Here is a 25,556-nt window from a genome sequence, read left to right as displayed (position 1 = left end):
GACAGGCGACAGGCGCAGGGCCTTGGCCATGGACCAGGTTGTCGTAAAGCCCGATCTCAGTGGTTGTCGGGCACCATCGAGACCACGACCTTGCCAGCCTTGGTGCGGCCCTGCTCGACGTGCGCCATCGCCTCGAGTGTCTGGTCGAACGGGAAGACCCGGTCGATGACCGGGCGGAGCCGCCCGCTGTCGTAGAGGGCGCCGAGCTCGCGCAACTGGGAGCCATTGGCCTGCATGAAGAAGAACTGGTAGCGCACACCCAGCGCCTTGGCCTGCTTGCGGACCTTGCGACTGAGCATGTTCATCGCCACACCCAGGAACGATGGGGCGCCGAGCTGCTTGGCGAACCCGGCGGTCGGCGGGCCCACGACACTGATGGCCAGGCCACCGGGCTTCAGTACGGTCAGCGACTTCTCGAGATTCGCCCCACCCACGGAGTCCAGCACCAGGTCGTAGCCGGACAGCACCTTCGAGAAGTCCTCCTTGGTGTAGTCGAAGACGATGTCGGCACCGAGGCTCCTCACCAACTCCTCGGTGCGGGTGTCCGTGGTCGTCGCCACCGTGGCGCCGAGGTGCTTGGCGAGCTGGATGACCGTCGACCCGAGGCCACCGGCACCGGCATGGATGAGCACCTTCTGCCCCGGCCTGACGCGGGCACGGTCGACGAGAACCTGCCAGGCGGCCAAGGCCACGAGCGGAACCGCGGCCGCCTCCTGCAGGGTGAGCGACTCCGGTTTGAGCGCGACATCGTCCTGGTCGATCGAGATGAACTCCGCGAAGCCTCCGACGCGCAGGTCGCGCGGACGAGCGTAGACCGCGTCGCCGACTCTGAAGTCGCGTACGGCGGAGCCGACCCGCGTCACGATGCCTGCCACGTCGTGACCGAGCACGAACGGTGCCTTGTACTTCAGGAGCTGCTTGAACTCCCCGTTGCGGACCATTTTGTCCAATGGGTTGATGCTGGTGGCGCTCACCCGCACCAGGACGTCGCAGTCCCCGACGGTGGGCTCGGGTACCTCAGCGGCGCGCACGCCGTCCTTGCCGTACTTCTCGACGACGAATGCCTTCATGTCAGCCAGCCTTCTGCGTGATCTTCTCAGTGGTTTTCTCGGCGGTCGATGTGTTTGTCGGGCGGTCTTCCACCTCGGGCCTCAAGTCGCCGCCGGAGCAGCCGGTCTATCCGCTCGATCGCCGGGTCCGCACCTGGTGGATGACCGCGGAGGCCCGCCGGTCAATCGGAAGCGCCTACGCAAACGGCCCCTTCTCAGGGCTCATGGCCACCGCGAGACTTCTCTTCTGTGCCACACGGGCTCGTCGCACGCAGGGATCCCGTCTGCACGCGGACAACGCTAGCAGCTGAGTATAGAAAAATAAACCCAGTCTCCGAAGTCTGGCCGGCAGCGTGGTCCGCCGCGCGACGCTCGCTGCCAGACGGGACTGCGGTCCTTGTCAACCAGGCCCGCGCGCACGCCCTCCAGGAAGTCCGGCGTGCGGATGGTCGTGCGCGTTAAGGCGAATTCGGTGTCGAGACACTCGCGTAACGTGTGCTGCCCGCCCCGGGCCAGCAGGGCGTGGGTGATCTCCAGGCTCTGCGGCGAGGCGGGCTCCAAAGAGGCCAGTGTGGCTGCCGCCCAAGGGGTATCGAGGTGGCGCAGGCGTCTCTCGATCTCGCCGAGTGTCGGGGGCGCCGAACGCCCAGTCCACGTCCCCGCATGCCTTCGCCAGCCCCCTATCCGCCACCGGGCAGGCGCCGCCGAGGCGGTTGAGAACGACGTCCACCGGGTCGCCGGGGTTGTCGACCAGGGCGTCCCCGACCACGTCGAGCCCGTCCATGGGGACGAAGTGCGTGGCCAGCCCCGTGTACAGGGCGTCGGCCGCGTCGAGCCGGCGCCCTGTCAGTCCCAGGTACATACCGATCGCGCCGGGCAGCCTCGACAGAAAATAGCTGGCCCCGACATCCGGAAAGAACCCGATCCCGGTCTCGGGTATGGCCAGCACCGCGTTCTCGGTGACGACGCGGAGGGCGCCGTGGACGGACAGGCCGAGGCCGCCGCCCATGCACAGGCCGTCGATGAGCGACACGACCGGGACGGGATATTCGGCGATCCGGGCGTTGAGCCGGTACTCGGAGGCGAAGAACCACTCACTGGCCTCGGCATCCCCGGCAAGGCTGTGCTCGCGAATAGTGCGGATGTCTCTGCCGGCACAGAACGCCTTCGTGCTGGTACTGGCGAGCACCACAGCAGACAGCGGCATGCGCTCCCACGCGGCGAGTGCACGGTCGATGGCGGCGACCATGCCTGCTGTCAGGGCGTTGAGCGCCTTGGGGGGCCGGTATCGGCGTTCTCCCGGCGTTCCTGGCGCAGCGAGCGCGACTGCACCGGCTGCTCGCCAACGAGATCGACATCCGACTCCCCATCACCCTGGCTGTTCGCCGCGAGGCGGTGACGCACCCCGCCGTACGAACCCTGTGGACCGCTCTGCGGGACGAGGTCACCGAGCGGAGCGCCGAACTCATCCCCGGATGAACGCCACGCACCGTCCGGTGCCGTAACCGCCCCGACCGACCTCGGCCCGCGGTCGGTCCGTCTCACTCGGCCGGCTTCGTTCGAAAGCCGGGGCCAGGGACGCTCTCTATCTCCTCGGCTGGCACGGAGTGACCCTCCGCGCACCGCAGGTGGACGTCGACGTGCGCGCCGCACGCCTGGTGTCGCGCCATTACGGCGGGCCCTTCGGGATCAGCGCAGTAGTGATCGCCCCACTGCATGAGCCCCATCACCGCCGGTACCAGATCCATGCCCTTGGAAGTGATCACGTACTTCGGCCGGCTCCGCGAGCCGGGCTCCTTGTACGTCTCGGTGGCCAGGATCCCTTCCTCGACGAGCATTCGCAGTCGTGCCGCGAGCAGGTTACGGGGACAGCCCAGGATGCGTTCGAAGTCGCTGAACCGGGACGCGCCGTACCAGATCTCTCGCAGGATCAGGATCGTCCACTTCTCACCCACGATCTCCAGGGTCCGCGCGATCGAGCAGTTCGACATGTCCCGCTCGAGGCCGGGATCCAGGTCGACGGCCGTACGAGCTTCATTCCACGCGTCCATGGAGGGATTCTAGCCGAGCCTGAGTTTACTTTCTAATACTCAGATAGTAGCGTCACCAGCACATCGATCCGGCCGCTGCGCGGAAACCCCCGGCACGGCACCCGCCTGAGAAGGAGCGCCATCATGGGCGTAAGCAAGGAAGCACACGAGTTCGCCGAGTTCCTCGCCGGAGTGAGCGCGAAGTCCGCGACGCCGGGCCTCGATCTCGCCGTCATCCGCGACATCGTCGACTCCAACCACAAGGCGTCCACCGAGCCGGAAGGCGTCACCTACGCGGAGGTTGACGCAGGCGGCGTCCCGGCCCTGTGGGCCATCCCCGAGGGCGCCGACCCCGACCGGGCCCTGCTCCACTTCCACTTCGGCGGGTCGGTCACCGCCTCGATGCACTCCGACCGCAAGGCCGCGGGCCACATCGCGAAGGCGGCCGGCGCCCGCTCCCTCGTCGTGGACTTCCGCCTGGCGCCGGAACATCCGTACCCGGCGCAGCTCGACGACGCCGAGACGGCCTACCAGTGGCTGCTCTCGCAGGGCTACGAGCCCCGGAACATCGGCAGTACCGGCCACTCCATCGGCGGCACCCTCGCGGTGATGCTGCCGCTGCGTCTGCTCGCAAAGGGTGAGGCGACCCCGGGCGCGATCGTCAGCGTCTCGCCGTGGACCGACCTCACCATCCAGAACCCGTCGGTAGACGAGAACGAAGACAACGACAAGATGCTCAGCCGCGCCACCCTCGAACTCTTCCGAGGAGCCTGGCTGCAGGACCCCGCAGTGGACTTCGCCGACCCCCAAATCAGCCTCGTGAACGCCGATCTGACCGGCCTCCCGCCCACGATCGTCTACTACGGCGAGTACGAGACCCTCGCCGACGACGGTGCCGAGCTCGGCCGCCGGCTCGCCGATTTCAAGGTCACCTCCCAGGTCCACTCACTGCCCGAGGGACAGCACTCGTTCGTCCTGGGCGCGGGCCGCGTGCCCGAGGTGGACGAGGCGATCGGGCAGATGGGGCAGTGGCTCCGCAAGCACCTCGGTGCCTGACCAGAAGAGCCGCTTGTTGACGCAGGGCTTCGGCGCACCCGGTCGCAGCCCTGTCCAACATATGCCGGCCGGGTCCGCGCAGGCCTGCTGGACCATGGCGTCCGGCATGGGGTATTCGTGTCCCACACCGCTGTGTACACCGCCGCCGCAGCCCGGCCCCGAAGCCGCAAAGGAGTGCGCGATGGGGATATACGAGGATGTCTTCCGTGCCAGTACCGAAGACCCGGAGAGCTTCTGGCTGAAGGCGGCAGAGGGCATCGACTGGGATGTCACTCCGCAACGCGCCCTGGACTCCTCAGGCGCGCCCTTCTATCGCTGGTTTCCCGGCGGGCGGCTCAACGTCTGTTTCAACGCGGTCGATCGGCACGTCGAAGCCGGCCGCGGCGAACAGCCCGCGCTCATCTATGACTCACCGGTGACCGACACTCGGCGCACTTACACCTACGCGCAGCTGAGGAACGAGGTGGCGGCCTTCGCCGGAGCACTCGCGCAGCTCGGCGTCGGGCACGGTGATCGTGTGGTCATCTACATGCCGATGGTCCCCGAGGCCGTTGTCGCGATGCTGGCCTGCGCACGTATCGGCGCGGTCCACTCGGTCGTCTTCGGTGGGTTCGCGCCGCACGAACTCGCCCTCCGTATCGATGACGCGGCTCCCAAGGTGGTCGTCTCCGCCTCCTGTGGCATCGAGGGCAACCGTGTCATCGCTTACAAGCCCCTGCTCGACCGGGCGATCGAACTCGCGGTCCACAAGCCCGAGAAGAGTGTGATCCTGCAACGCCCGCAGGAGCCGACCGAGTTGGGACCCGACGATCTCGACTGGGGCGACCTGGTCGCCGCCGCAGCGCCGGCCGACTGCGTTCCCATCCCCGCCACTGATCCCCTCTACATCCTCTACACGTCAGGGACGACCGGAAAACCCAAGGGAGTCGTGCGTGACTGCGGTGGCTACGCGGTCGCCCTCCACTGGTCGATGGGAGCCGTCTACGACGTGGGCCCGGGCGAGACGATGTTCACCGGCTCCGACGTCGGCTGGGTCGTCGGGCACTCGTACATCGTCTACGCGCCCCTGCTCGTCGGCGCCACGACGGTCCTGTACGAAGGCAAGCCGGTCGGCACCCCGGACGCGGGCCAGTTCTGGCGCGTTGCCGCCGAGCACCGGGTCAAGACCATGTTCACGGCACCCACCGCCTTCCGGGCCATCCGCAAGGAGGACCCGAAGGGAACGCTCACCGCGGACTACGACCTGACCGGCCTGCGCCACCTCTTCCTCGCCGGCGAGCGCCTCGACCCCGAGACCTATCACTGGGCGAGCGCACTTCTGGGCATCCCGGTGATCGACCACTGGTGGCAGACCGAGACCGGCTGGCCCATCGTCGCCAACCCCGTGGGCATCGAGGCCGCTCCCATCAAGCCCGGGTCCCCCACCCGCCCACTGCCGGGCTGGGACGTACGTGTCCTCGACCCTTCGGGCGAGCCGGCGCCCGCGGGCGTCGACGGTGCGATCGTCGTGAGGCTCCCCCTGCCGCCCGGCGCACTCCCCACTCTCTGGAAGGACGACGACCGATACGTCGCCTCCTACCTCTCCGCCTACACGGGCTACTACCTCACCGGCGACAGCGGCCACATCGACGACGACGGCTACGTCTTCGTCATGGGCCGAACCGACGACGTCATCAATGTCGCCGGACACCGGCTGTCCACCGGCAGCATGGAAGAGGCCCTGGCCGCCCATCCCGACATTGCCGAATGCGCCGTCATCGGCGTCGCCGACGCCCTGAAGGGACAAGTACCCCGCGGCTTCGTCGTCCTCAAAGCCGGCATCAACCGCGAACCGAGCGAGGTCGAGGCCGAACTCGTCCAGCTCGTACGCGAGCGCATCGGCGCCGTCGCCTCTCTCAAGGACGTCGCGGTCGTGGCCGCCCTGCCCAAGACCCGCTCGGGAAAGATTCTGCGCAAGACGATGCGCGGCATCGCCGATGGCCGCGACGAACCCGTCCCCTCCACGGTGGACGACCCCGGCGTCATCGAGGTCCTGCGCCCTGTTCTCCGCCGTTCCGGTCACACCCCCTGAACGGCTGACTCACGGCCTGGCCGACGGTGGGCGAGCGCGTCCACCGGACTCCGCAGGGCACGGCCCGTCGACCAGGGTGTGGGTACATTCTGATTATGGGGACCGACGCCAATGTCTTCCTCAGCGATCTCGCTCGAGGCCTCGCACCCCGAGCGGATCAGTTGGTCGACGTGATCCTGCGACACCTGCGCGGCGAGCTTCCCGAGGTGTGGAAGTACAAGGACATCGCCGCCCTGGCGCCGGTAGCGTTGTCCGAACACGTCGCCGCCAGTCTGGATTTCCTGGAGCGCGACCTTGATATGACCGAGGTCAGGACACCGCCTGCCGCCATCGAGTTCGCTTGCCGACTCGCTGATCACGGGGTGCCGATCAGCCAGCTTCTTCGTATCTATCGGCTCGTCCACGCAGATCTGCTTCATCAGCTTTATACGGAAACAGCTCGTGTCGCCGGGTCCCAGGAGCTGATCAACGCGACGACGGTCACACTGAGCGCGATGGCCTTCGAGTACGTCGATCGCACGGCGGAACAGACCGTCGCGGCATACCAGAGGGAACGCGACCGCTGGCTGCAGCGGCGGCTGATCATGATAAACGAGGCCGGGACACGGATCGGGACCGCCCTGGACACCACCCGTACCGCGCAGGAACTGGCGGACGTCGGTACCGACCACCTCGCAGACCTCGTCACCGTCGACCTCCTTTCCTCCGCCCTCCAAGAGGAGGGGACGTACGTGGTAGCCGGACCTCCGACGCTCCGCCGAGTCGCCCAGTCGGTCTCGGACAGCTGTCCGGACCCGGGAGTCGTCACAGGACAGACGTACGCGTATCCGGAAGGCTCGGAGCCGGCTTGCGTGCTGGCCAGCGGACAGCCCCTCCGGCTCCGCACCACCGCCGGCGACGTCCCCACATGGTTGGCGATGTCGGCGGACCACGAGCCCGCCCTGCGCGCCTTGGGCCTCCGCTCCATGCGCCTGGTCCCGCTGTGGGCCCGTGGAAGCCCACTGGGACTTGCACAGTTCGTCCGCCGTCAAACGGCTGCCCCCTTCGACGACGATGAGCTGCTTCTGGCCCAGGAGATCGTGTCCAGAGCAGCGGTGAACATCGACAACGCCCGTCGCTACACCCAGGAGCGTTCCACCGCACTCACCCTCCAACGCAGCTTGCTGCCGCAGCACGTGCCGGAGGAGTCCGCCGTAGAGACGGCATCGCGCTACCTGCCCAGCGGATCGCGAGCGGGCGTGGGAGGCGACTGGTTCGACGTGATACCGCTCTCCGGAGCCCGCGTCGCGCTCGTCGTGGGAGACGTGATCGGTCACGGCCTCCATGCCGCGGCCACCATGGGCCGGCTGCGGATGGCCGTCCGCACTCTGGCGGACATCGACCTGACGCCCGACGAACTGCTGACACACCTTGATGACGTGGTCATCCGCCTGCAGCGCGAGGAGGAACGGGGCACGGACGAGATCAGCGCCACCTGCCTGTATGCGGTCTACGACCCTGTCTCCCGCATGTGCTCCCTGGCCAGCGCCGGACACATTCCGCCGGCCATGGTGACTCCCCCGACCGCTGACGGCGATGCCACCGCATCCCGCGCGGTCGACTTCCCTGAGCTGCCGATCGGCCCGCCCCTGGGCCTGGGCGGGCTCCCCTTCGAAACCGCCCAGTTCGAACTGCCACCGGGCAGTTGGCTGGTTCTGTACACCGACGGTCTCGTCCAAAGCCGCTCTCGTGACGTCGAGACCGCCCTCGCATTGCTGCGCGACGTCCTCGCCCGAGCACCGGCGTCGCTCGAGGAGACCTGTGACGAACTGCTGTCCGCGCTGCTGCCCAGCCGCCCTGCGGATGACATCGCCCTCCTTGTGGCACGAACCGGAGCTCTTGACGCCGATCACGTCGCCACATGGGATCTCCCCTGCGACCCGGCAGTCGTCTCCAAGGCCCGCGTCCACGCGTCCGCTCAGCTGGCCGCCTGGGGTCTGGAAGCTATGGCCTTCACCACTGAGCTCGTGGTCAGCGAACTGGTGACGAACGCCATCCGCTACGGCAAGAGCCCCATCCAACTACGGATGATCCTCCAATCCACTCTGACGTGCGAAGTTTTCGACGCCAGCAGCACCGCCCCTCACCTGCGCCGTGCCCGGGTCCTCGACGAAGGCGGCCGCGGCCTGCTCCTCGTCGCCCAGCTCACCGAACGCTGGGGCACACGGCACAGCCGCGAAGGCAAGGTCATCTGGGCGGAGCAGCTGATTCCAGCCTCCCTTGCCGAAGTCTCATCCGCTCTGGCGTGAGGTTCTGCGCGAGCTACAGAGGATGTCGAAGACGATGGCTCGAGCCGGCGCCGTCGTGAGGCCGGCGATCCGGGCCATGGCGACCGACTGTGGTGCCGCCACTGGCGTCCTTGGGCGTGACGCACGGGTGCGCATGTCGTGTTGCGGGCAACCCCACCGATGAACTTCAGTGCGGCACCGCCGGGCGCGTGCCGCGGGGAACGCGGCCATCCCCTGGAAGTCACGCTGCCGTCGGCCGGGGTGCCGGTTCACATCGGAGCGGGCTGAACAGACGGTTGGCGGCGCGACCGAGCAGTCTGCCGGCGAGGCCGGTGAAAGGTTCCCGGCCGCGTCCGCTTCCGCACACATGGCCGCAGGCTTCTTGACTCACCCCAGGGACCCCGCTTGCGACGCCCACCTCGACACATAGTATTATGAACGTAATTTTATAAACCCGGCCGACGGGCAGTTCGACCGGTAGGGGGTCCTGACGGGTGTGCCATCGGGCTCAGAAGCAGGAAAGCCCGGTGTCCGCACAGTCGACCACGCCCACACGGCGTCCGCCCCCGCCCTTAGCGATCCACCACCCATTACCTGAGGAACCACCCATGCTCAACGCATTGTGGAACTCGACCACCGTCGGAGAGATCTCCTTGCCGCACCGGCTGGCCATGGCCCCACTGACCCGCAGCCGGGCCACCCCGGACGGCGTACCGACCGAGCTGAACGCCGAGTACTACGCCCAGCGCGCCTCGCACGCGCTCATCATCACTGAGGGCACCCAGCCCTCAGCCGACGGTCAGGGCTACCCGGTGACCCCAGGCATCTACACCGAGGAACACATCGCGGGCTGGCGCAAGGTCACCGACGCCGTACACGAGGCCGACGGGCGCATCGTCATCCAGCTGATGCACGCCGGGCGAATCTCCCACCCGGACAACACCCCCCACCACCGGCTGCCGGTGGCCCCCTCCGCGATCAAGCCGGCGGGTCTCACGTTCACCGCGTCCGGGCTCCAGGAAATGCCGGTGCCGCGCGAGCTGTCCACCGAGGCGGTCGCCGCGACGGTCGACGACTTCCGGCGCGCTGCCGCGGCCGCCATCGCGGCCGGCGCCGACGGCGTCGAGATCCACGGCGCCAACGGCTACCTGGTCAACCAGTTCCTCTTCCCCAGCGCCAACCAACGCACCGACCAGTACGGGGGCTCCCTCGACAACCGCATCCGTTTCGCGGTGGAGGTCGCCACGGCCGTGGCCGACGAGATCGGCGCCGGCCGAACCGGCATCCGGATCTCTCCTGGCAACCCCTTCCAACTCAACGACCTCACAGAGAGCGACCCCCACGAGCTCTACCCGCACCTCCTGCGCGCCCTCGCCTCCCTCAACCTCGCTTACCTGCACATCGGCCACGGCGGCGACGAGGAGCTCCTCTTCACCCTCCGCAAGCTGTGGCCGACCACACTGATACTCAACCGGGCCGGTGCTGACATTCCCACCCGCGCCAAGGACATCGAAGACGGCCTGGCCGACGTCATCACTGTCGGCACCATGGCCCTCGCCAACCCCGACCTCGTCGAGCGCGTGCGCTCCGGCGCACCCCTGAACTCCCCCGACCCCGCCACCTTCTACGGCGGTGGCGCGGCTGGCTACACCGACTACCCCACCCACGCCGCCTAACGAAGCCCGGTGCATGCGGGAATCACCGACTTCGGGCACCTCGATACAGCTGTGGCGCACGGTGGCCCGCGACCCGAGGAGCTACTGCACCGCTACCGACGTGCGCCACAGCCGCTTCACCTCGCGCCCCGTCGTTATGCGCCAAGCTACGAGGGAATCCGGCATCACCTCGCGGTGCGTCGGTGGCCAGGCCCGATTCACCGGCCGCCACTGAGGGTCATCCTTGAGAGGGAGGAAGCACCGGGAAGAGCAGGCAGCTACTGGTGGCGTGGGCGAGCAGACGGTCCGTCCCGTCGACCAACTGCGCCTGGGCGAGGGCGGTTTGACGGCCCCTGCTGACAACCGTGCCGATGGCGCGCACCGTGCCCGTGTCCACGGTGATCCGCCGCAGAAACTTCACCGTCAGGTCGAGTGAGGTGTATGCCATGCCTTGCGGGAGGGTGGACTGGACGGCACAACCCGCTGCCGAGTCCAGCAGAGTGGCGAAGATGCCGCCGTGCACGCTGCCGATCGGGTTGTAGTGCTCCTCACCCGGCGTCAGGGAGAAGACCGCCCTGCCGGGCTCGACCTCGTCCAGGGTGAAGTCGATGGTGTAGTTGATGGGCGGCCCCGGCAGTCGTCCCGCACGCACGTCGCGCAGGAAGTCGATGCCGGCCATGCGTCCGGCGGCTTCCGCGAGGATGGTGGGATCTTCCCAGTGATACGTACGTGTTCGTCCCACGGCCGAGCGCCCTCCATCTGGCTTTTTCAAGTGAAGCTAGCCTCGCGTCACCTGACTGTCAATGACGAAGCCAGGCCCTTACGATGGCAGGATGGAGTGGCTTGAGGCGAGCACGGAGAACTGTCCCGTCCAGCGCACGCTCGACGTGGTCGGAGAGAAATGGACGTTGCTGATCCTGCGTGACGCCGTCAACGGAGTCCGCCGCTTCGACGACTTCCATCGCCACATCGGCCTGTCGGAGGCCGTCCTCAGCGACCGCCTCCGGAAGCTGATCTGGGCCGGCGTCCTGAAGACCGCCCCCTACCAGGAGCCCGGCAGCCGCTCCCGCAACGAGTACCGCCTGACCCGCAAGGGCTGGGACCTGTGGCCCGTCCTGATGGCGCTGAGCCAGTGGGGCGAGACGTACACCCTCGGTCCCGAGGGCCCCGTACTGGACGTTCGTCACTCTGACTGCGACGCTCCGGTCCGCGTCGTCGTCGAGTGCTCCGCGGAGCATTCCGCCCTCACCCCTGGGGAAGTCACTGCCCGGCTGGGACCTGGTGCTCGTCTGCGGTCGTGAGCCATCGGCCTGGGACTCGCAGGCCGAGGTGTAGCGACGCACGGGGGGAACCACAGCCCTCACGTGACCTACCGATCATAATATTACGGGTGTCAGACCATAGATTAGGCTTGAGCGCGAGGCAATGGCCTAACCCAGCGAATGGAGGAAGCTCGTGGTGCGCTACGCCAAGGAGCACAAACAGGTGACGCGGCAACGGATCATCGAGAAGGCCGGCCATCGGTTCAAGCAGGACGGCATAGACGGTTCGGGCGTCTCCACGCTGATGTCGGATGCCGGGCTAACCAACGGAGCCTTCTACGCCCACTTCGCGTCCAAGGACGACCTCGTCGCCCATGTCGTGGCCGACGAACTGCGCACGCAGGTCGCGAGGTACGGCACTCTGCGGCCCGGCCGCCCGGGACTCGAGGACCTCGTTCGCGACTATCTCTCGCCTGAGCACCGGGACCACCCCGGCGTCGGATGCCCCTCCGCCGCCCTGCTCGACGAAATCGGCCGCTGCGGGGACGGGACCAAGCAGGCCTACACCGACGGCGCGCGGGACATCGTGGAAGAGATCGCCGCCCGCCTGACACCTGAGCATCCGCAGTCAGCTCGCGGCAAGGCCATCGGGCTCTTCACCATGATGGTGGGGACGTTGCAACTGTCCCGCGCCCTCTCCGACCGGAAGTTCGCCGATGAGGTCCTTGAGCGGGGAATTGAGAACGCCCTCACATTCATGAACTGAGGGGATGGCTCATGGCCGCCCACGGCGTCGCCGGGAGGCTTCTCCAACCTCACCTCGCACCGGCCAGCCGCGAGGCAGATTTGGCCGAGGGCAACGACTGCAAGGCGTGAGAGTTATCCGATGCGAAGCACGCCGTCAGCAGAACCACAATCGCGGGTGGCGGCCACCCGGACACCGGCCTGGTAATCGCGCACCGTCGCGAGCGCGGCCAGACCGAACTGCCGGCTTGGCAGGAGGAACACAACCGCCCACACCGCGAAGCCCGTTCGCGCGACGAGAACGTCTTCGCCCGGCCGAAGAGCTGGAAGATCCACCGAAGCCGCCGCTCCGTGGCGTCCACCACGCCAAGCTCAATATCGCCGTCCCGCATCGCCTCACCATCGCCGGATGACCAGGAAGCAAGCAGGTCGGCAACTCCGAACGGGTGACTCGAGCCGCTGCCCGAAGGGCGTCACGGCTCTTAAGGCAACGTCCTCGGCCCATGCGACGACCGTACTTCGCGCCTACTACCGTTCGAGGAACTCGAGAGCCGTCTCCACGAACTGCCGGTGGAACTGGAAGATGCCGCCGTGGCCGGCGTCCGGGTAGATCACCAACTCGCCGTTCGGTAGTCGCCGCGCCAGGTCGGCCGAGTTCTTCGACGGAACCATCCTGTCGCTCTCACCGTTTGCAACGAGCACGGGCTGGTGGATGACGGAGAGATCGTGGGGCTGCTCCAGCCCCCAGCGATGAATGGCCTTGAGCTGGGCACCGTACGACCTGAGGGAGATCGCCTTGTCCCGGTCGTGCGTGCGCTCCTTCAGGCGGGCCAGGAACTCCTTCCCGGCCCGACGCCCGTTGGCGGTACGAGTGAAGAAGAGGAACTGCTTCGGGTCCTGAAGGGTGAGCAGTCCTCGAACGGTGTCGAGATGGGACAACCGGGTGACGTTCTTGATGCCCTCGCCGCCCGCAGGGCCGGTACCCGTGAGGATCAGCTTACGGACGAGTTGCGGTTCGGTCTGGGCGATCGCCTGGGCGATCATGCCGCCCATGGAGAAGCCGTGGAGATCGACGTGCTCGAACCCGAGCGCCCGGATGAAGGTGACGGCATCCCTCGCCATCGCCTGGATGGTGCGCGGCGTCGAACCAGTGGAAGCGCCGACGCCCCTGTTGTCGAACGTGATGACCCGGCGCTTGGCGGCGATGCCGTCGACGACCCGAGGGTCCCAGTTGTCGAGGACCCCGGCGAGATGGTTGAGAAAGACCACCGGGAAGCCGGACCGGGGACCGAGCTCGCGGTAGGCGAAGGTCACTCCCCCGGCAGTGGTGGTGCGGGTCGGTGCGTTCTCGTACGACGTCACCACGTCGCCTCGTTGTTCTTGTGAGTCATTCACGGTCGTGCCCTTCGGTGGGGGGTTCTGCGAGCACGCCTCCCCTCCTTCATGGAGGGGGAGGGCGCGGAGCAGTCACCTGCGTCTCCCGGCTGCGGCTGCAGTCTGCGGGGTCGACGATCAAAGGCCGTGGGACTCGGAACCCTGGGCGGTCGAGCCCCTCAGCATCACGTCGACGATTAAATTATGACCGTAATTCTATGTGGCTGCAAGTAGGCGAGCCGAACGAGATGACGTCATCGTCGGAATCGCGAATCGGTTCTGCCGGCGGTCTCGTTCACGTCGTGGAGCAGGTGCTCATACCGCGGCGGCCGTGGTTCGGACCTGGACGCCGTCGACGATCGCCGACGGGCTCCAGCGCGATGCCGGAGGTCATGTGCGCCCCTTGCCCGCTCGCCCGGCAGGGCGACTACCGTGGCTTGCCCACCCCCGATGGCAGCGCGTGCGGCCATGCGTGATCGTGCTGGACAGCACCTCATCGCACGTCACCGGACGGCGAAGAAGGAGACCGCGGCGGAGGCCAACCCGTCGTGCGCCTCACTGGCGATGAGGACGGGGCCCTTGATGATCTCCCCGCGCGATGCTGTCGGCGACGATGCGGCGGATCAGCGACACGGCCCGCCGCCGGTTCAGGGAGACGGCGTCGATGGCTCGGCGCTCATGGCGCACGCGGGCTGAGCAGGACAGCCAGGTTGAGCATGGGCCACCTCCGTGAGGTCACGTCGCCGGGACGCACCGGCTGCCGGCCGGGTCTTGTGGTGGTGACGTTCGACAATCGTGCAGGCGCCGCCTCACACAGCCGTGAGACGGCGCCTGCACGATGGGTCATCGGACGCCGCCCTGCATCGTTCGGAGTCGGCGTGGTCAGGCGGCGAGGAAGTCAACCACCTGCTTGGTGAAGGCCTTGGCGTACTGGAAGAGGAAGGCGTGGCCGGCGCCGCTATAGAGCACGAGGATGGCGTTGTCGAGGTGCTGGACCGCGACGTAGGAGTTGTGGGCGGGGATCATCACGTCGTTCAGGCCATTGGCGTAGAGGACGGGATGCTTGATGGCCTCCAGTTCCGCCACCACCTGGTCGAAGGGGGCCGCCAGGAGAGTGCCCGCCGCGGTCAGCATGCCCTGCGCCGCCGCCTCAGAGACCGCCGGGCCGCCGGCGGCGAGCCGGGTCGAGACATGGCCGAAGTGCTCGCGCCCAGAGGCGCGGGCCGTGTCCGTCTCGGGGTAGAACAGGTACAGCATATCCTCCAGGTCGGCATCGGGCTTGGCCATAATGCCCAGGACCTTCTCGCTGAAGGGCGGCGCATCGGGCACCCAGCCGGCCGGGCCGCTGCCCGCCACGACGAGCTTGCGCACCAGCTCGGGGCGTCGCAGGGCCACGCGCTGGGCCACGATGCCACCCAGGGACCAGCCGAGCAGGTCGGCCTGCGCGAGGCCGAGTGCCTCGATGAACTCGATGGCTCCCTCGGCGAATCCTTCGAGGGAGTCGCGCGGCTCGCCGTCGGTGTAGCCGACGCCGACGTTGTCGAACACGATCACGTCGTGGTCGGCGGCCAGGTAGTCCAGGAACTCCGGGTCCCACCAGTCGATGGTCCCGCGGAAGCGGTTCAGCAGGACCAGCGGGACGCCGCCCTGCGGACCCATCCGCCGGTAGGTGAACCGCGCGGAGGGACCCGCGACGGCGAGGTCCTCTGCCTTGTCTGCCAGATACGTACTCATGATGTCCTTCCCTTGTTGGCGGGTGTGCGCGGCATCTCGCCGGTCTGCTCGCGCAGCACACCGAAGACGTGCTGGGACTGCGGGACGGAGTCCTCTTCGCCGGCGCCCGATGCGCCGAGCCGGCGTTGTCGACCAGATCGTGGATCCACCCGAATTCGCCGATCACCTGCTCGACCACGCTGTAGACCTGCGCGTCGCCGATTGCATCGAGCTCGAGGAAGATCAGCCGTCACGACGGATGACCCCACATCCTCCGACTCGTTCCGATCACCTCGGAATCCGCCTTGCCGAGCGCGAGGGCGGCACCTTCCGGGGTGGAGCTATTAGATTATGCTCGTAATACTATGCACGAGAGACCGCGGGGCGCAAGTGGGCCCTCGCGGCAGACGGCAGCCCGCGGCGCGCTACGGAATGAGCCCAAGCCGGCACCGAGACGACCTGTCGCGAGAGTGGGCACGAGGCCGCCCGGCGGCACCCCGCCGTTGACCGAGCGGTCGCCGGCACCCCCGACGTCATTAGATTACGTTCGCAATACAATAAGACGAGGGAGCCGCAGAGGGCGAGCGGCTCTTCCGGCGAGCGAAGGAGCGTGCGGTGCGATACGGGGAAATGCACAAGCAGGCGACCAGGCAGCGGATCATCGAGATGGCCGGCCGCCGGTTCAAGCGGGACGGCATCGACGGCTCGGGCATCTCGACACTCATGAAGGACGCAGGGCTGACCAACGGCGCCTTCTACACCCACTTCACATCAAAGGACGACCTCGTGGCCACCGCGGTCGCCGACCAGTTGCAGGCACAGAACGCGAACATCGTCGCGCAGGCGGCACCCGGCCGCGCCGGGCTTGAGCAGATCGTGCGGTGGTACCTGTCCGCCCATCACCGCGACAGCCTCGACGACGGCTGCCCCTCCGCCGCCCTGCTCGACGAAATCGGGCGCTGCGCAGACACGACCAAGCAGGCGTACACCGACGGCGTACTGGTTGTCATCGACGGCATCGCCGCCCGCCTGGCACCCGACGATCCGCCCTCCGTCCGCACCAAGACGCTCAGCGCCTACGCCATGATGGCCGGGACCCTGCAGCTCTCCCGCGCCCTCGCCGACGGGCAACTCGCCGATGAACTCCTCGAGCAGGGCATCCACAACGCCCTCGCGCTGCTGGGCGTCGAGCATAAGAACGCCGGGACCTCGAAGTGACGTAGCCACAGAACGCACCCGTCCGCACCACAGGTCGCCCGTTACGCCTGGGCGGCACACCACTTGGCCCCAGACGGCGTCGACTCCGCGCCACATAGAGGCGATCGCCGGCCCGCCCCCAAAGAAGGATCCAGACAGTCCGCTGGGAACCCGCTTCGGTGCAACCGCGACGGCACGGCTTCGCGATCTGAGGCCGTGAAAACCTAAAAGTGCGATGCGATGTGGATCGGTGTGAATCTCGGTGAAGTCTCAACCGGCCATCGTGCTCGGGTGGGCATGATTGCGGGACCATGCCTTCGTCGCCATCTTCGTCCGCTCAGGCAGCTCGAGAGCTGTTGGGCGGCGAGCTCCGCGGTCTACGGGAGTCCCGGAACATCTCGGGTCGGGCGTTCGCGTCTTTGGCCGGTTGGAAGTCGGCCTCGCAGGTTTCGATGATCGAGAACGGGCGGAGGACGATCTCGGCTCGTCATGTCCGGTTGTGGTGTTCGATCTGCGGCGTCTCCGAGCGCCGGACGGAAGAGCTGCTCCAAGAGCAGGCGGCCGTCGCAAGAATGTGGGTCCCGTACGAGCAGCTGAACAGGGGCGGTCTGGAGGCGGCGCAGAAGTCGATCCGGCAGCAGTACGAGGAGCTGGCTCTGGCGCGGTCGTATCAGCCGAAGGTGTTTCCCGGCATGGTGCAGACCGAGGCCTACGCCCGTGCGGCGTTGACCGGGGTAATCGTCGAGCAGGCGGTGGAGACGGACGATCCGGACGGCGAGGTCGCAAATGCGGTGGCCGAACGGATGGACCGTCAAAGGCTTCTCAGCCGGCCGGACGCCCGCTGGTTTTTCCTGCTGGAGGAGCCGGTGTTGTGGTACCGGCCGTATGCGCGGGAGCTGCACCGTGAGCAGCTGCGGTATCTGCTGGAGGTCCGGCGGCGGCCGAACGTGTTCTTGGGGATCATTCCGGTCGATGCTGGCCGGCGGGCGGTGCATCCGGAGGAGCCGTTCGACATCACCGACGGCCATCTGGTGACCGTGGAGCTGGTGTCGGGCTATCTGTCGGTGACTCAGCCCGCCGAGGTCGCGCTGTATGTCGCCACGTGGAATCGGTTGTGGTCGCTGGCGGAGACCGGCGAGGCGGCGACGAGGCGGGTCCGCGCCGCCCTTGCCCGGTTGGATGGTCAGGATGGGGTGTAGTCGGCGTGCGGGATGGCGCGCTCCCAGAGCATCTCGAACATGCCGACGATCGGGAGGATCTTGCGGGGGTCGGCCACGTACTCCATCCGGCCGGTGTCGGTGCCGTCGCCAGCGGTGAAGTTGTAGGCGATGAGGCGTTGGTCGTACATGAAGAAGTCGGCGACGGGATGCGGTAGGTCGTAGGCGAGGTGGCGGGGCAGCCAGCGCAGTTCCTCGCCCGCTTTGAGGTTGCCGTAGCTGATGGCGTGTTCCCAGCGGATGTAGTCGCTGACCGGCTCGGACACGATTCTCAGGCGGCGGAACCGTACGCCGCGGGCCACGACGCCGCCGACCAGGTCGATCCAGCCGTCCCACGTGTAGGTGGTGTCGCCGTCGGTCTGCCATTTCACGAACGCTGGGTCGGTGGCGTCGTAGGTATCGCGGGCCTCCAGGTGCACGACGGACCGTTCGGTTGCGGCCAGCAGGTCTTCGAAGGCCGGTTCGCCCGGTCCGGTCTGGCCTGGTTCGTAGGCGCCGGTGAGAGCCTCTAGCAGGATTTGCTTCAGGTTCGCTGGAGTCCAGATCGCGACCTCGTCATCGGCGATCGAGGTGTGCCGGGACAGCTGGGCAAGGGTGCCGGGGTCGGTGACCCGCCGGCCAACCTGCAGGATGTCGCCGGTGCCGGGGACCACGAGGACGGCTGGGCATTTGTTGGCCGGTGAACCATCGTCGACCCCAACGAAGTCGACGTCCCCTGGAGCAGCGCTGTGGGGTGCTTCGGGGGTTTCAGGCATGAGGGCTCCTGACCGAGACCATTCTCGAGCGTGAACCATTCGACCATGACGGTGGCCCCGGCCGGCGGTCAAGGAACGGGTGCCGGTCGGTGTGAATGTCTGTGAACTTCCTAGCGCGCAACGGTGCTACGCACGTATGCCTTCTGGGGAGCCCCGCAACAGGCGGGGAAAGACGCCGGACTGTGACCCACTGGGTCGATCATGCCGCCGAGCGGCGAGGCTAGTGGACGGTTCCGGTTGAGGTGCTGATGTGCTCAGAAGCAGCGTGAAAGCAGGCTGGCCGGTTTCCGGAGGGAGCCAGTCGGACAATCGAGCAGTGGGCGCGTCGGCGCTCGACCATACGCGCGCATGGCGCCGGGATGGCGACCACATGAAGCCATGGCGCGAGGGAGTGCAGTGAGGTGTCACTGGCGCCGACGCTTTCCGCGGCGCACTCTCGATCCCGGAAGGTCTTCCGACAGCGCATGCGCGGCACTCCTGATCGCCGCTGGCACCCCGCCCAGCGGTAGGTGAGTCTTCGGCCGTGCGAAGGAGTCGTGCGATGCTCCCATCAGCAGGCCCGACGGACGCCAGCACACCCACTGATCCGCCAGTGATGGCGCCACAGCACGGAAGGCTTGGCGTGCTGGTCGCCGTGGACGGGCCCTGTGGCGTGGGCAAGACCACCGTGACTCGGCTGGTCGCTGATGCGCTCCTCGAGCGGGGTGTTCCGGCGCTGGCGACGGGACAACCGTCGCAGTCGCCGATGGGGAAGTTAGCGCGCTCGTCCACCCACGAACTGCACGGTTTGGCGCTGACGTTTCTCATGGCGGCCGACCGGCACCACCACCAGGCCGAGGTGATCATTCCCGCCCTCGATGACGGCTTGGTGGTGGTCTGCGACCGGTACGTGCCGACGGCTCTGGTCCTGGACCAGCTGGACGGGACCGATCCCGGCTTCATCATGGCTGTGTACCGGCATATGTACCGCCCGGATCTGGCGGTGCTGCTCACCGGCGAGTCGGCGACCTGTCGGGCGCGCGCTGCGGCGCGGGGCACCTACAGCCGGTTCCACGAGGGCGGCACTGCGGCGGGCGAGCGGGAGGCGGCGTTGTACGCCGGGGCCGGACAGTTGTTGTCCGAGGTCGGCTACCCGCTGGCCACCGTGGACACCACCGGCCGTCCGGCGGCCCGTGTCGCCGCGGAGGTCCTGGCGCTCATCAACGATCTTGTCTCTGTTTCGGCCGACCAGTGAATGGAAGGTGATCGCGTGCGCGTGGCACTGCTGTACCCCGAGGTCTACGACATGGCCCGGTTCAAGGAGGCCCGCAAAGAGTTCCCGCCGTTCGGTGTGCTGTATCTGGCCGCGGTGATCGAGCAGGCCGGCCACGAGGCCGTCATCGAAGCGGTCACCCCGACCCGGACGACTCTCGATCTGACCGGCTTCGATGCCGTCGGGTTCAGTCTCGCCTCCTCTGCCACGTACAGGTTAATGCTCACCGCCCGCAAGACGTCGGTGTTCGCCCCGGACTGCCTGGTCATGGTGGGCGGGGTCCACGCCAACTTCTATCCCACCGAGTCGCTGGTCGACTTCGACGCACACGTGGTCGCCGACGGCGAATCAGAGGAGATCATCCTCGACCTGCTCCACCGCAGCGCCGACTTCGGCCGGGACTTCACCGGGATCCCTGGCATCTACTGGCGGGATGCGACCGGCCAGATCATCCAAGGGCCCCCGCGGGCGCTGATGCGCAACATCGACGAGCTGCCGCTGCCCGCCCGTCACCTGCTCCCCCGCCAGAACGTCGTGATGTCCGACCGGCTGGCCGGAACCGACACCGAGATGGCGCACGTGATGTTCTCGCGCGGCTGCCCGTTCCCGTGCGCGTTCTGCGCCGCCGCTCAATCCCGCATCCAATACCGAGGCGCCGCCTCGGCCCGCCGTGAGCTCGAGCACCTCATCAACGCCTACGGGATCGAGGGATTCGCGATCGTCGATGACAACTTCATCGTCCACAAGGGCAAGGTCGCAGCGATCTGCGACGAGATCGCCGACCTTGGCCTGCGCTGGTCGGCGCTGTCGCGCGTCGACACCGTCGACGCTCCCCTGCTGAAGAAGATGGCCGCCGCGGGCTGCATCGAAATCAAGTACGGGATGGAATCCGGAAACGAGCCGCTGCTAAAAGCGATGCGCAAGAACACGCGCCGAACCCAGATCAGCAACGCCGTACGGATGACGGCCGATGCCGGGATCGGCGCGAAAGTCTTCGTCATCCACGGCTTCCCCGGGGAGAACGACGCCACCACCGACGAGACCATCTCCCTGCTGGAAGAGCTCGCCCCCCACCTGGCGCGCGTGGCGTTGTTCCGGTTCGTTCCGCTTCCCGGCACCCAGGTGTATGCCGACCCAGACCGCTACCAGATCACCGGCACGCACCTGCAGCCCGGTTGGGACGGCGACTGGTCGAGGTTCCATATCCACCACAACACCCGTCGCTGGTGGGGCACCGACGAGCAGTGGGCCGAGGTGGAGTCCTCCTACGCGCGGCTACGTGCCTTCGTAGAAGCCACCTGGGGCCCCCAAAGCTGACCTGACCGCGCCCAAGCATCCCGTCCGGCGCCCGCCGTTGCGTCGTCAGCCTGCCGACGGGCTGTTGCGTCGTCTCCGGCTCGGAGCTCCTCATGGACCGATCTGGACGAGCGGACCGGCCGGTTGCTGGCCTGGGCATCGGGAGCGGGCGGTGAGGTGTTAGACCCAGGTGCGATGGTTGTTTTTGGCCTCTTTGGCACGGAATGCCGCCTCGAGGTCGATCCCCTTCCGGTTGGCGATGGAGGCCACCAGGATCAAGACGTCAGCGCATTCCTCGGCGATGTCCACGACGCGGCCGTTCGGATCGGACGGATCGCCGTTGGCCTTGCGCACCGAGCGGTAAAGCTCGCCGACCTCTTCGCCGAGCTTGAGGCATTGGGAGTCGATGTCGAGGTGGTCCAGGCCGCGTTCGACTTCCATCTTCGCGACGTAGTCCTGGACATCGGCCAGTGAGGCTCTGGGTGCCAGCGCGTCCATGTGTGTGATCCCTGCGACGTTGTGGGACTGGTGAGTCGCGACGGTAGCGCGTATCGACGCCGCGTACGGCTCATTCGCTGGTCCCGGTCAGCAGCAGTTGCCGACCGTCGGCGTCGATGGCCGAGGTTCTGGTTGCCACCCAGCCTTGGCGGAGGGTCGAGGTGAGGGCGTCTGCGGCGTTCTTGACCTGCCGACGCTGGGAGGCGGTGGTCCGGCCGCGAGCCAGGGAGACCACCACGGCGCGACGGGCTGGGTCCCACTGCCAGGTCCCAGCGATCCGCCCGTCGACCATGACGGTGGGCAGTGCCTCGCCGATCTGGTTGAACGCCCGGCGTTGAGGCAGGTCGCCGAGGTAGCGGGTGCGGGTCTGGTGGTAGGCCTTCAGGGCAGTGTCTTCGTGGGCGAGGAGATTCACCCCCGTTGTGACCGGATCGGCCGTCCGGAAGTCCTCCAGGCGGTCGGCGAACATCAGGGCATCGGCGTCGGACCACGGGGTACCGACGCGGACCACTTCGCGTCCACAGGAGGACAGTGCGGTGAGGATGTCTGCGGCCGACAGCCCAGACCACCAGGTCGCGTCTCGGATGGTGGCCGGGCCGTACCGGTCGAAGTACGCCTCGATCAGCGTGGTTAGCGCGCGTCCCCGGTCGAGGTCGAGTACGAAGCCGGGAAAGGTGGTGGCGGGAAGGGCGAAAGTGCGCGCCTCACGGTTCCAGGCGGTGGTGGCGTTGCCGTAGACGATCTGGCCGTTCTCCCACGCAGTCTTGATGGCGATCCGGCCGACCGGCACAGGGATTCCCTGGCTCATAAGCCGTTGTTCGAGCACCCGGTGCTGCAACGGCCCGGCTTCTAGGACCGTCAGGATCCGGTCGACGGCGCGACCCAGGTCCTCATCGCTGACGCCGGCGTTGACGGCCGCACGCCGAGCGTCGCGTGCTCGGAAACGCAGCGTTGCCGAGTGCGCGGCGGCCGCAAGGGGAAGCGGCAGCGCGTGCAGAGTCTTGCGCATGCAGCGCACGGTCAGCAGCTCCACACGCACCGCCTTGGAGAACAACGTCAGCGGGATACCCGGGTCACGACTGCGGGAGGCGACGATCCCGAACGGGGACGGTAGCCGAGCGGCATGCAGACCGAGCGTGGCGTCTGCGACCTCGACAACGGAACCCTGGCGGCTGTTGGGAGCGAGCCCTTGACGAGCGAGCAGATGCTCCCACAGCGCAGCCGCATCCGGCTCACTGAGGTGATGGACGGCCGTTCCTGTGAGTGATGAGAACACCCGGGTCACATAGGGAGGCTAGAGGAACAACACTGGCCTCGGGCGGGGTTCGACGATGACCGCCCGGGTGGTCAGGGCTGCGCGCAGGTTCCGCGCGGATCCAGTTTGACGAGCGACCGTTACCGATCGAGACGCCAGGGCGGCCGCCAAGTCCAGGTCTCGGCCAGCAGCGCGAACGCGGGCGCTCGCGGTGAGCATCTCGGCTGAGCCACGGACGGCCGAAGCCGGCCAGGCAACGCGGGCCTGCTCAAGCGCGGTCTCGCCCGCACGCAGCACCGATGGGCTGACCTCATCCCGGCGTAGAAGTGCGACGGTGACGTGGCCGGTCCACTTCCACAGTTCGGCGGCATCAAGGAAGCCGATGTAGGCGGGGACCTCGCCGTCGTCGGCGCGCTCGAGCAGCGCCCAGGCCATGGCGAGATCGGTCTGGGCGGCGCGGACGTCGCCTTGGCAGGCATGGTGGTGGGCGCGTACGGCGTGCAGCCAGGACCGTACGGCGGGATGGGCCTGGGTGCCGGCCCGGCGCACCGCTGCATCGGCGAGGGCCAAGGCATCCTGGTCACGCCCCTGGTCGGCCAGGACCCGGCTCAGCTGCCCGCGCAAAGCGACCCATGACGACAGATCGCCCGCCTGCTGGGCATAGCTGATGGCGTCGCTGTAGTGCGTAATCCCGGCCCGGGTGGCACCCATGTCGTTGGCCAGGAAGGCGACGAAGCCACCGGTGTCAGCGGCAAGGGCCGCGATCTGCCGTCGCTGCGCGCTGGTGCGCACGGTGGCGTGCCAGGTGAGGACCTGGCGATGCTGGCGCAGCGCCTGGGCGTAGACGGTCGGCGCCCCGTACAGGTTGTCCAGCCTCCCGAGGGCGGCCCGCGCAGCGACGTGGGTCTGCATCAGGTCCCGGCCGCCGAGAGTGCTGCCGACGCCGACGGTCATAGCGGCACCGAAAACCCCGGCGCTGCGCAGGAACTGTCTGCGCCCTGCATCGTGGCCGCTGCCGGTCGGTGACGAGGAGTCCCACCGTTGCATGCCCACCCCTCCCCTTCGTCGGGATCTGGTTCGGGTTCAAGGGCGATCGTTCACCCCTGAGTCGGCCGTGCCAAGAGCCTGAGGCCGCTCACTGGCGATCAGCTCGCGGAGTTCGGCCCACCGGCGACAGGCCGGCCGCCGTCCATCGCGTGAGCGCATCCTGCGGGCAGGAGGCGTTCTTCGAGGACCACGTGCATACCATCAGCGTGCTGGGCGGTTATGTGGCTGACGACTCTTCCGCGATCCCGTGTTCCCGGTCAGGATGGTCGCTCCCGTCGAGCAGCCCGGATGGCCTGGCAGCCGCAGTTGGTACGACGCGTCGATGCCGCTGGGCACCCCGTGGCATCGCTCGGACACGCCGTGGTCGACGACTACCTGGAGTTCGTGGCGGCACGCTGCCGGCCCAACACCTTGCTGGCCACCGCCTACGACCTGAAGGTCTTCTTCTCGGTGGTTCCCAAGGAACCGGCCGACATCGTCACCGCCGACATCTTCGCGTTCATCACCGCACAGAAGAAACCGCGGCGAGGGCCGAAGGCGGTCCGGCTCGAAGACGGTGAAGCAGGGCTTTCGGCACGGACCATCACGGTCGTTGTCCATGACACGTGTTTACGCGCGGATCGCCGACCGGACCGTCGCGGACGAGTACTTCGCGGTCTCGGAGAAGGTGGAGGCCCTCTACGACGGCCCGCGCCAACTGCCGGCGGACGCCGAGGGCTCGGAGATGGCCAAGCTCCGCCGGCAGATGCACCGCCGCATGCTCGGCAACGGATACTGCGCTCGCCCCGTCGAGATGGACTGCCACTTCGAGTCGATCTGCGAGTCCTGCACCTTCTTCGTCACCGCAATCGAGTTCCAGCCCACCCTCGAACGCCAGCGGGATGATGCGGCCGCCAAGGGACAGGTGGCCCGCGAGCAGATCTTCGACGGACTCCTCAGCCGACTCGATGGAGAAGCTTCCTGACGTGCCTCAGCTACTGCGACGCCAAGATCCCGCGTCGCGATAGCGCCACCAGTACAACACCGTGCAGTCATCGGGCCATGGGGCATCCCTTTCGCCCCGGCGCTCGAAGACGTCGCGCTCAAGGTCGATGGGGCGCCAGTGCGGATCCAACGGCTCGTCGTCCCGAGGCGGCCGGACCTTGGCCACGAATCGTTCCTCAGATGCGCCGAACTGCTTGAAGTTCGCCTGGGCCTCGATCAGCGAGGTCCGGTTGGCGCCCACTGCCCAGTCAGGCCAACGCAGCTGCACGCGGTCGTCCTCCCAGAAGCACACCGAGCAGATCTCAAACGAGCCCGGTGGCCAGCCGAGAGTCCGATGACCGCAGCACACGCACGGGTAATTGATCACGGCCGTCATCCTGCCTCACTGCACCACGGAGCCCCCAGCGAGTTCCCCAGGGCTTGACATCGAGACCCGCGTATTAAAGGAGTGCCGACCGGCAAGGTCCGGTATGACAATCTCAGCTCCGCCGTCACGCAGGTGATCGGGTTCAGCCGGGCTCGAGTGGAGGGCAGGGCAGTCGGCTGGGTATGGGTTTCCCCGGCTGAGCGACGCCAGCGACGCCTCCGCAGTCCCCCAGAGGCCCGGCGGCGGCCCCAAACCTCACAACGGACAGCACCGAGTCCTGGGGGCGAAGACGACGGAGAGCGGCCAATCGTGAGTGGCCCGATCGCTCGCCTACACGCCGATCGCCTTCGAGGAGGGCGGCCTCCACCGAGGGACTTCACGCCTCGGGTAGCCGTCCATCACAGCCGGGGATCGCGGCGGTGTTGCTGGTGTCCAGCATGCTGCTCGCGGCGACCCGCTGGAAGAGG

The 25,556-nt window shown here is 67.6% G+C and carries 23 protein-coding genes and 2 pseudogenes; 13 read left to right on the top strand and 12 right to left on the bottom strand.

Annotation, left to right across the window (positions count from 1 at the left end):
- Positions 1-56 precede the first annotated feature (56 nt).
- The 4 genes and pseudogenes from ACQP2O_RS24080 to ACQP2O_RS24065 form a co-directional block, all read right to left on the bottom strand.
- Positions 57-1,070, bottom strand: a complete 1,014-nt coding sequence (locus tag ACQP2O_RS24080) for an NADP-dependent oxidoreductase (protein ID WP_433189261.1) — start codon at positions 1,068-1,070, stop codon at positions 57-59.
- A 279-nt stretch (positions 1,071-1,349) separates the two neighbouring features.
- A complete protein-coding gene (locus ACQP2O_RS24075; protein WP_433191148.1) occupies positions 1,350-1,619 on the bottom strand; it encodes an enoyl-CoA hydratase/isomerase family protein in 270 nt (89 codons plus the stop codon).
- A gap of 148 nt (positions 1,620-1,767) precedes the next feature.
- A pseudogene (locus ACQP2O_RS24070) lies at positions 1,768-2,319 on the bottom strand (enoyl-CoA hydratase/isomerase family protein); the annotation flags it as partial.
- A 271-nt stretch (positions 2,320-2,590) separates the two neighbouring features.
- The gene (locus ACQP2O_RS24065; protein ID WP_433189258.1) at positions 2,591-3,100 is read right to left on the bottom strand and encodes a winged helix-turn-helix transcriptional regulator; all 510 of its coding nucleotides are present in this window, start codon (positions 3,098-3,100) and stop codon (positions 2,591-2,593) included.
- Positions 3,101-3,223: 123 nt separating this feature from the next.
- Here ACQP2O_RS24065 and ACQP2O_RS24060 point away from each other — a divergent pair, with 123 nt between their 5' ends.
- From ACQP2O_RS24060 to ACQP2O_RS24045, 4 genes are all read left to right on the top strand, one after another.
- On the top strand, positions 3,224-4,135 hold the full coding sequence (locus tag ACQP2O_RS24060) for an alpha/beta hydrolase (RefSeq protein ID WP_433189255.1): 912 nt from the start codon (positions 3,224-3,226) through the stop codon (positions 4,133-4,135).
- A gap of 181 nt (positions 4,136-4,316) precedes the next feature.
- The gene (locus tag ACQP2O_RS24055; protein WP_433189252.1) at positions 4,317-6,206 is read left to right on the top strand and encodes a propionyl-CoA synthetase; all 1,890 of its coding nucleotides are present in this window, start codon (positions 4,317-4,319) and stop codon (positions 6,204-6,206) included.
- A gap of 95 nt (positions 6,207-6,301) precedes the next feature.
- Entirely contained in the window at positions 6,302-8,494 is a 2,193-nt protein-coding gene (locus ACQP2O_RS24050) for an ATP-binding SpoIIE family protein phosphatase (protein WP_433189249.1), read from the top strand.
- Positions 8,495-9,081: 587 nt separating this feature from the next.
- Entirely contained in the window at positions 9,082-10,149 is a 1,068-nt protein-coding gene (locus ACQP2O_RS24045) for an alkene reductase (RefSeq protein WP_433189246.1), read from the top strand.
- Positions 10,150-10,366: 217 nt separating this feature from the next.
- On the opposite strand, the gene ACQP2O_RS24040 is transcribed toward ACQP2O_RS24045, so the two are convergent.
- Positions 10,367-10,870: a PaaI family thioesterase gene (locus ACQP2O_RS24040; RefSeq protein ID WP_433189243.1), complete on the bottom strand. Its 504-nt coding sequence runs from the start codon at positions 10,868-10,870 to the stop codon at positions 10,367-10,369.
- Positions 10,871-10,961: 91 nt separating this feature from the next.
- On the opposite strand from ACQP2O_RS24040, the gene ACQP2O_RS24035 reads away from it, so the two are divergent.
- From ACQP2O_RS24035 to ACQP2O_RS24025, 3 genes and pseudogenes are all read left to right on the top strand, one after another.
- Entirely contained in the window at positions 10,962-11,429 is a 468-nt protein-coding gene (locus ACQP2O_RS24035) for a winged helix-turn-helix transcriptional regulator (protein ID WP_433189240.1), read from the top strand.
- 154 nt (positions 11,430-11,583) lie between these two features.
- Positions 11,584-12,156 carry a TetR/AcrR family transcriptional regulator gene (locus tag ACQP2O_RS24030; protein WP_433189237.1) on the top strand — a complete coding sequence of 191 codons (573 nt, stop codon included), beginning with the start codon at positions 11,584-11,586 and terminating at the stop codon, positions 12,154-12,156.
- A gap of 110 nt (positions 12,157-12,266) precedes the next feature.
- Positions 12,267-12,547: pseudogene (locus ACQP2O_RS24025) on the top strand (IS5/IS1182 family transposase); the annotation flags it as partial.
- 115 nt (positions 12,548-12,662) lie between these two features.
- On the opposite strand, the gene ACQP2O_RS24020 reads toward ACQP2O_RS24025, so the two are convergent.
- Both ACQP2O_RS24020 and ACQP2O_RS24015 read right to left on the bottom strand, forming a co-directional pair.
- Complete coding sequence (locus tag ACQP2O_RS24020) at positions 12,663-13,529, bottom strand: alpha/beta fold hydrolase (RefSeq protein ID WP_433189235.1); 867 nt, start codon at positions 13,527-13,529, stop codon at positions 12,663-12,665.
- Positions 13,530-14,390: 861 nt separating this feature from the next.
- Positions 14,391-15,242: an alpha/beta fold hydrolase gene (locus tag ACQP2O_RS24015; protein ID WP_433189232.1), complete on the bottom strand. Its 852-nt coding sequence runs from the start codon at positions 15,240-15,242 to the stop codon at positions 14,391-14,393.
- A gap of 594 nt (positions 15,243-15,836) precedes the next feature.
- On the opposite strand from ACQP2O_RS24015, the gene ACQP2O_RS24010 reads away from it, so the two are divergent.
- On the top strand, positions 15,837-16,439 hold the full coding sequence (locus ACQP2O_RS24010) for a TetR family transcriptional regulator (RefSeq protein WP_433189229.1): 603 nt from the start codon (positions 15,837-15,839) through the stop codon (positions 16,437-16,439).
- A gap of 290 nt (positions 16,440-16,729) precedes the next feature.
- A complete protein-coding gene (locus ACQP2O_RS24005; protein WP_433189226.1) occupies positions 16,730-17,617 on the top strand; it encodes a helix-turn-helix domain-containing protein in 888 nt (295 codons plus the stop codon).
- On the opposite strand, the gene ACQP2O_RS24000 is transcribed toward ACQP2O_RS24005, so the two are convergent.
- A complete protein-coding gene (locus tag ACQP2O_RS24000) occupies positions 17,602-18,390 on the bottom strand; it encodes a DUF6879 family protein (RefSeq protein WP_433189223.1) in 789 nt (262 codons plus the stop codon). The two genes, ACQP2O_RS24005 and ACQP2O_RS24000, sit on opposite strands and share 16 nt — an antisense overlap.
- Before the next feature lie 622 nt (positions 18,391-19,012).
- On the opposite strand from ACQP2O_RS24000, the gene ACQP2O_RS23995 reads away from it, so the two are divergent.
- Complete coding sequence (locus tag ACQP2O_RS23995; RefSeq protein ID WP_433189220.1) at positions 19,013-19,624, top strand: dTMP kinase; 612 nt, start codon at positions 19,013-19,015, stop codon at positions 19,622-19,624.
- Positions 19,625-19,639: 15 nt separating this feature from the next.
- Positions 19,640-20,959, top strand: a complete 1,320-nt coding sequence (locus tag ACQP2O_RS23990) for a B12-binding domain-containing radical SAM protein (protein WP_433189217.1) — start codon at positions 19,640-19,642, stop codon at positions 20,957-20,959.
- Between the two features lie 159 nt (positions 20,960-21,118).
- Here the strand turns inward: ACQP2O_RS23990 and ACQP2O_RS23985 are convergent, their stop codons facing one another.
- Together ACQP2O_RS23985 and ACQP2O_RS23980 are read right to left on the bottom strand one after the other, a co-directional pair.
- On the bottom strand, positions 21,119-21,436 hold the full coding sequence (locus ACQP2O_RS23985) for a MazG nucleotide pyrophosphohydrolase domain-containing protein (protein WP_433189214.1): 318 nt from the start codon (positions 21,434-21,436) through the stop codon (positions 21,119-21,121).
- A 70-nt stretch (positions 21,437-21,506) separates the two neighbouring features.
- Positions 21,507-22,469 carry a DNA glycosylase AlkZ-like family protein gene (locus ACQP2O_RS23980; RefSeq protein ID WP_433189211.1) on the bottom strand — a complete coding sequence of 321 codons (963 nt, stop codon included), beginning with the start codon at positions 22,467-22,469 and terminating at the stop codon, positions 21,507-21,509.
- Positions 22,470-22,559: 90 nt separating this feature from the next.
- On the opposite strand from ACQP2O_RS23980, the gene ACQP2O_RS23975 reads away from it, so the two are divergent.
- The gene (locus tag ACQP2O_RS23975; protein ID WP_433189208.1) at positions 22,560-22,703 is read left to right on the top strand and encodes a hypothetical protein; all 144 of its coding nucleotides are present in this window, start codon (positions 22,560-22,562) and stop codon (positions 22,701-22,703) included.
- Positions 22,704-22,730: 27 nt separating this feature from the next.
- Here ACQP2O_RS23975 and ACQP2O_RS23970 read toward each other — a convergent pair whose 3' ends face one another.
- Positions 22,731-23,645 carry a hypothetical protein gene (locus ACQP2O_RS23970; RefSeq protein ID WP_433189205.1) on the bottom strand — a complete coding sequence of 305 codons (915 nt, stop codon included), beginning with the start codon at positions 23,643-23,645 and terminating at the stop codon, positions 22,731-22,733.
- 691 nt (positions 23,646-24,336) lie between these two features.
- Here ACQP2O_RS23970 and ACQP2O_RS23965 point away from each other — a divergent pair.
- Positions 24,337-24,702 carry a hypothetical protein gene (locus ACQP2O_RS23965; RefSeq protein ID WP_433189202.1) on the top strand — a complete coding sequence of 122 codons (366 nt, stop codon included), beginning with the start codon at positions 24,337-24,339 and terminating at the stop codon, positions 24,700-24,702.
- 6 nt (positions 24,703-24,708) lie between these two features.
- Here ACQP2O_RS23965 and ACQP2O_RS23960 read toward each other — a convergent pair whose 3' ends face one another.
- Positions 24,709-25,098 (bottom strand): CPCC family cysteine-rich protein, encoded by a 390-nt coding sequence (locus ACQP2O_RS23960; RefSeq protein WP_433189199.1) that lies wholly within the window; start codon positions 25,096-25,098, stop codon positions 24,709-24,711.
- Positions 25,099-25,556: the final 458 nt, after the last annotated feature.

It is taken from the genome of Actinoallomurus sp. CA-150999 (genome assembly GCF_050942425.1).
Classification (GTDB): domain Bacteria; phylum Actinomycetota; class Actinomycetes; order Streptosporangiales; family Streptosporangiaceae; genus Actinoallomurus.
The sequence above is the reverse complement of the archived record's forward strand: the minus strand, read 5'-3'. Positions and strand labels throughout refer to the sequence as shown.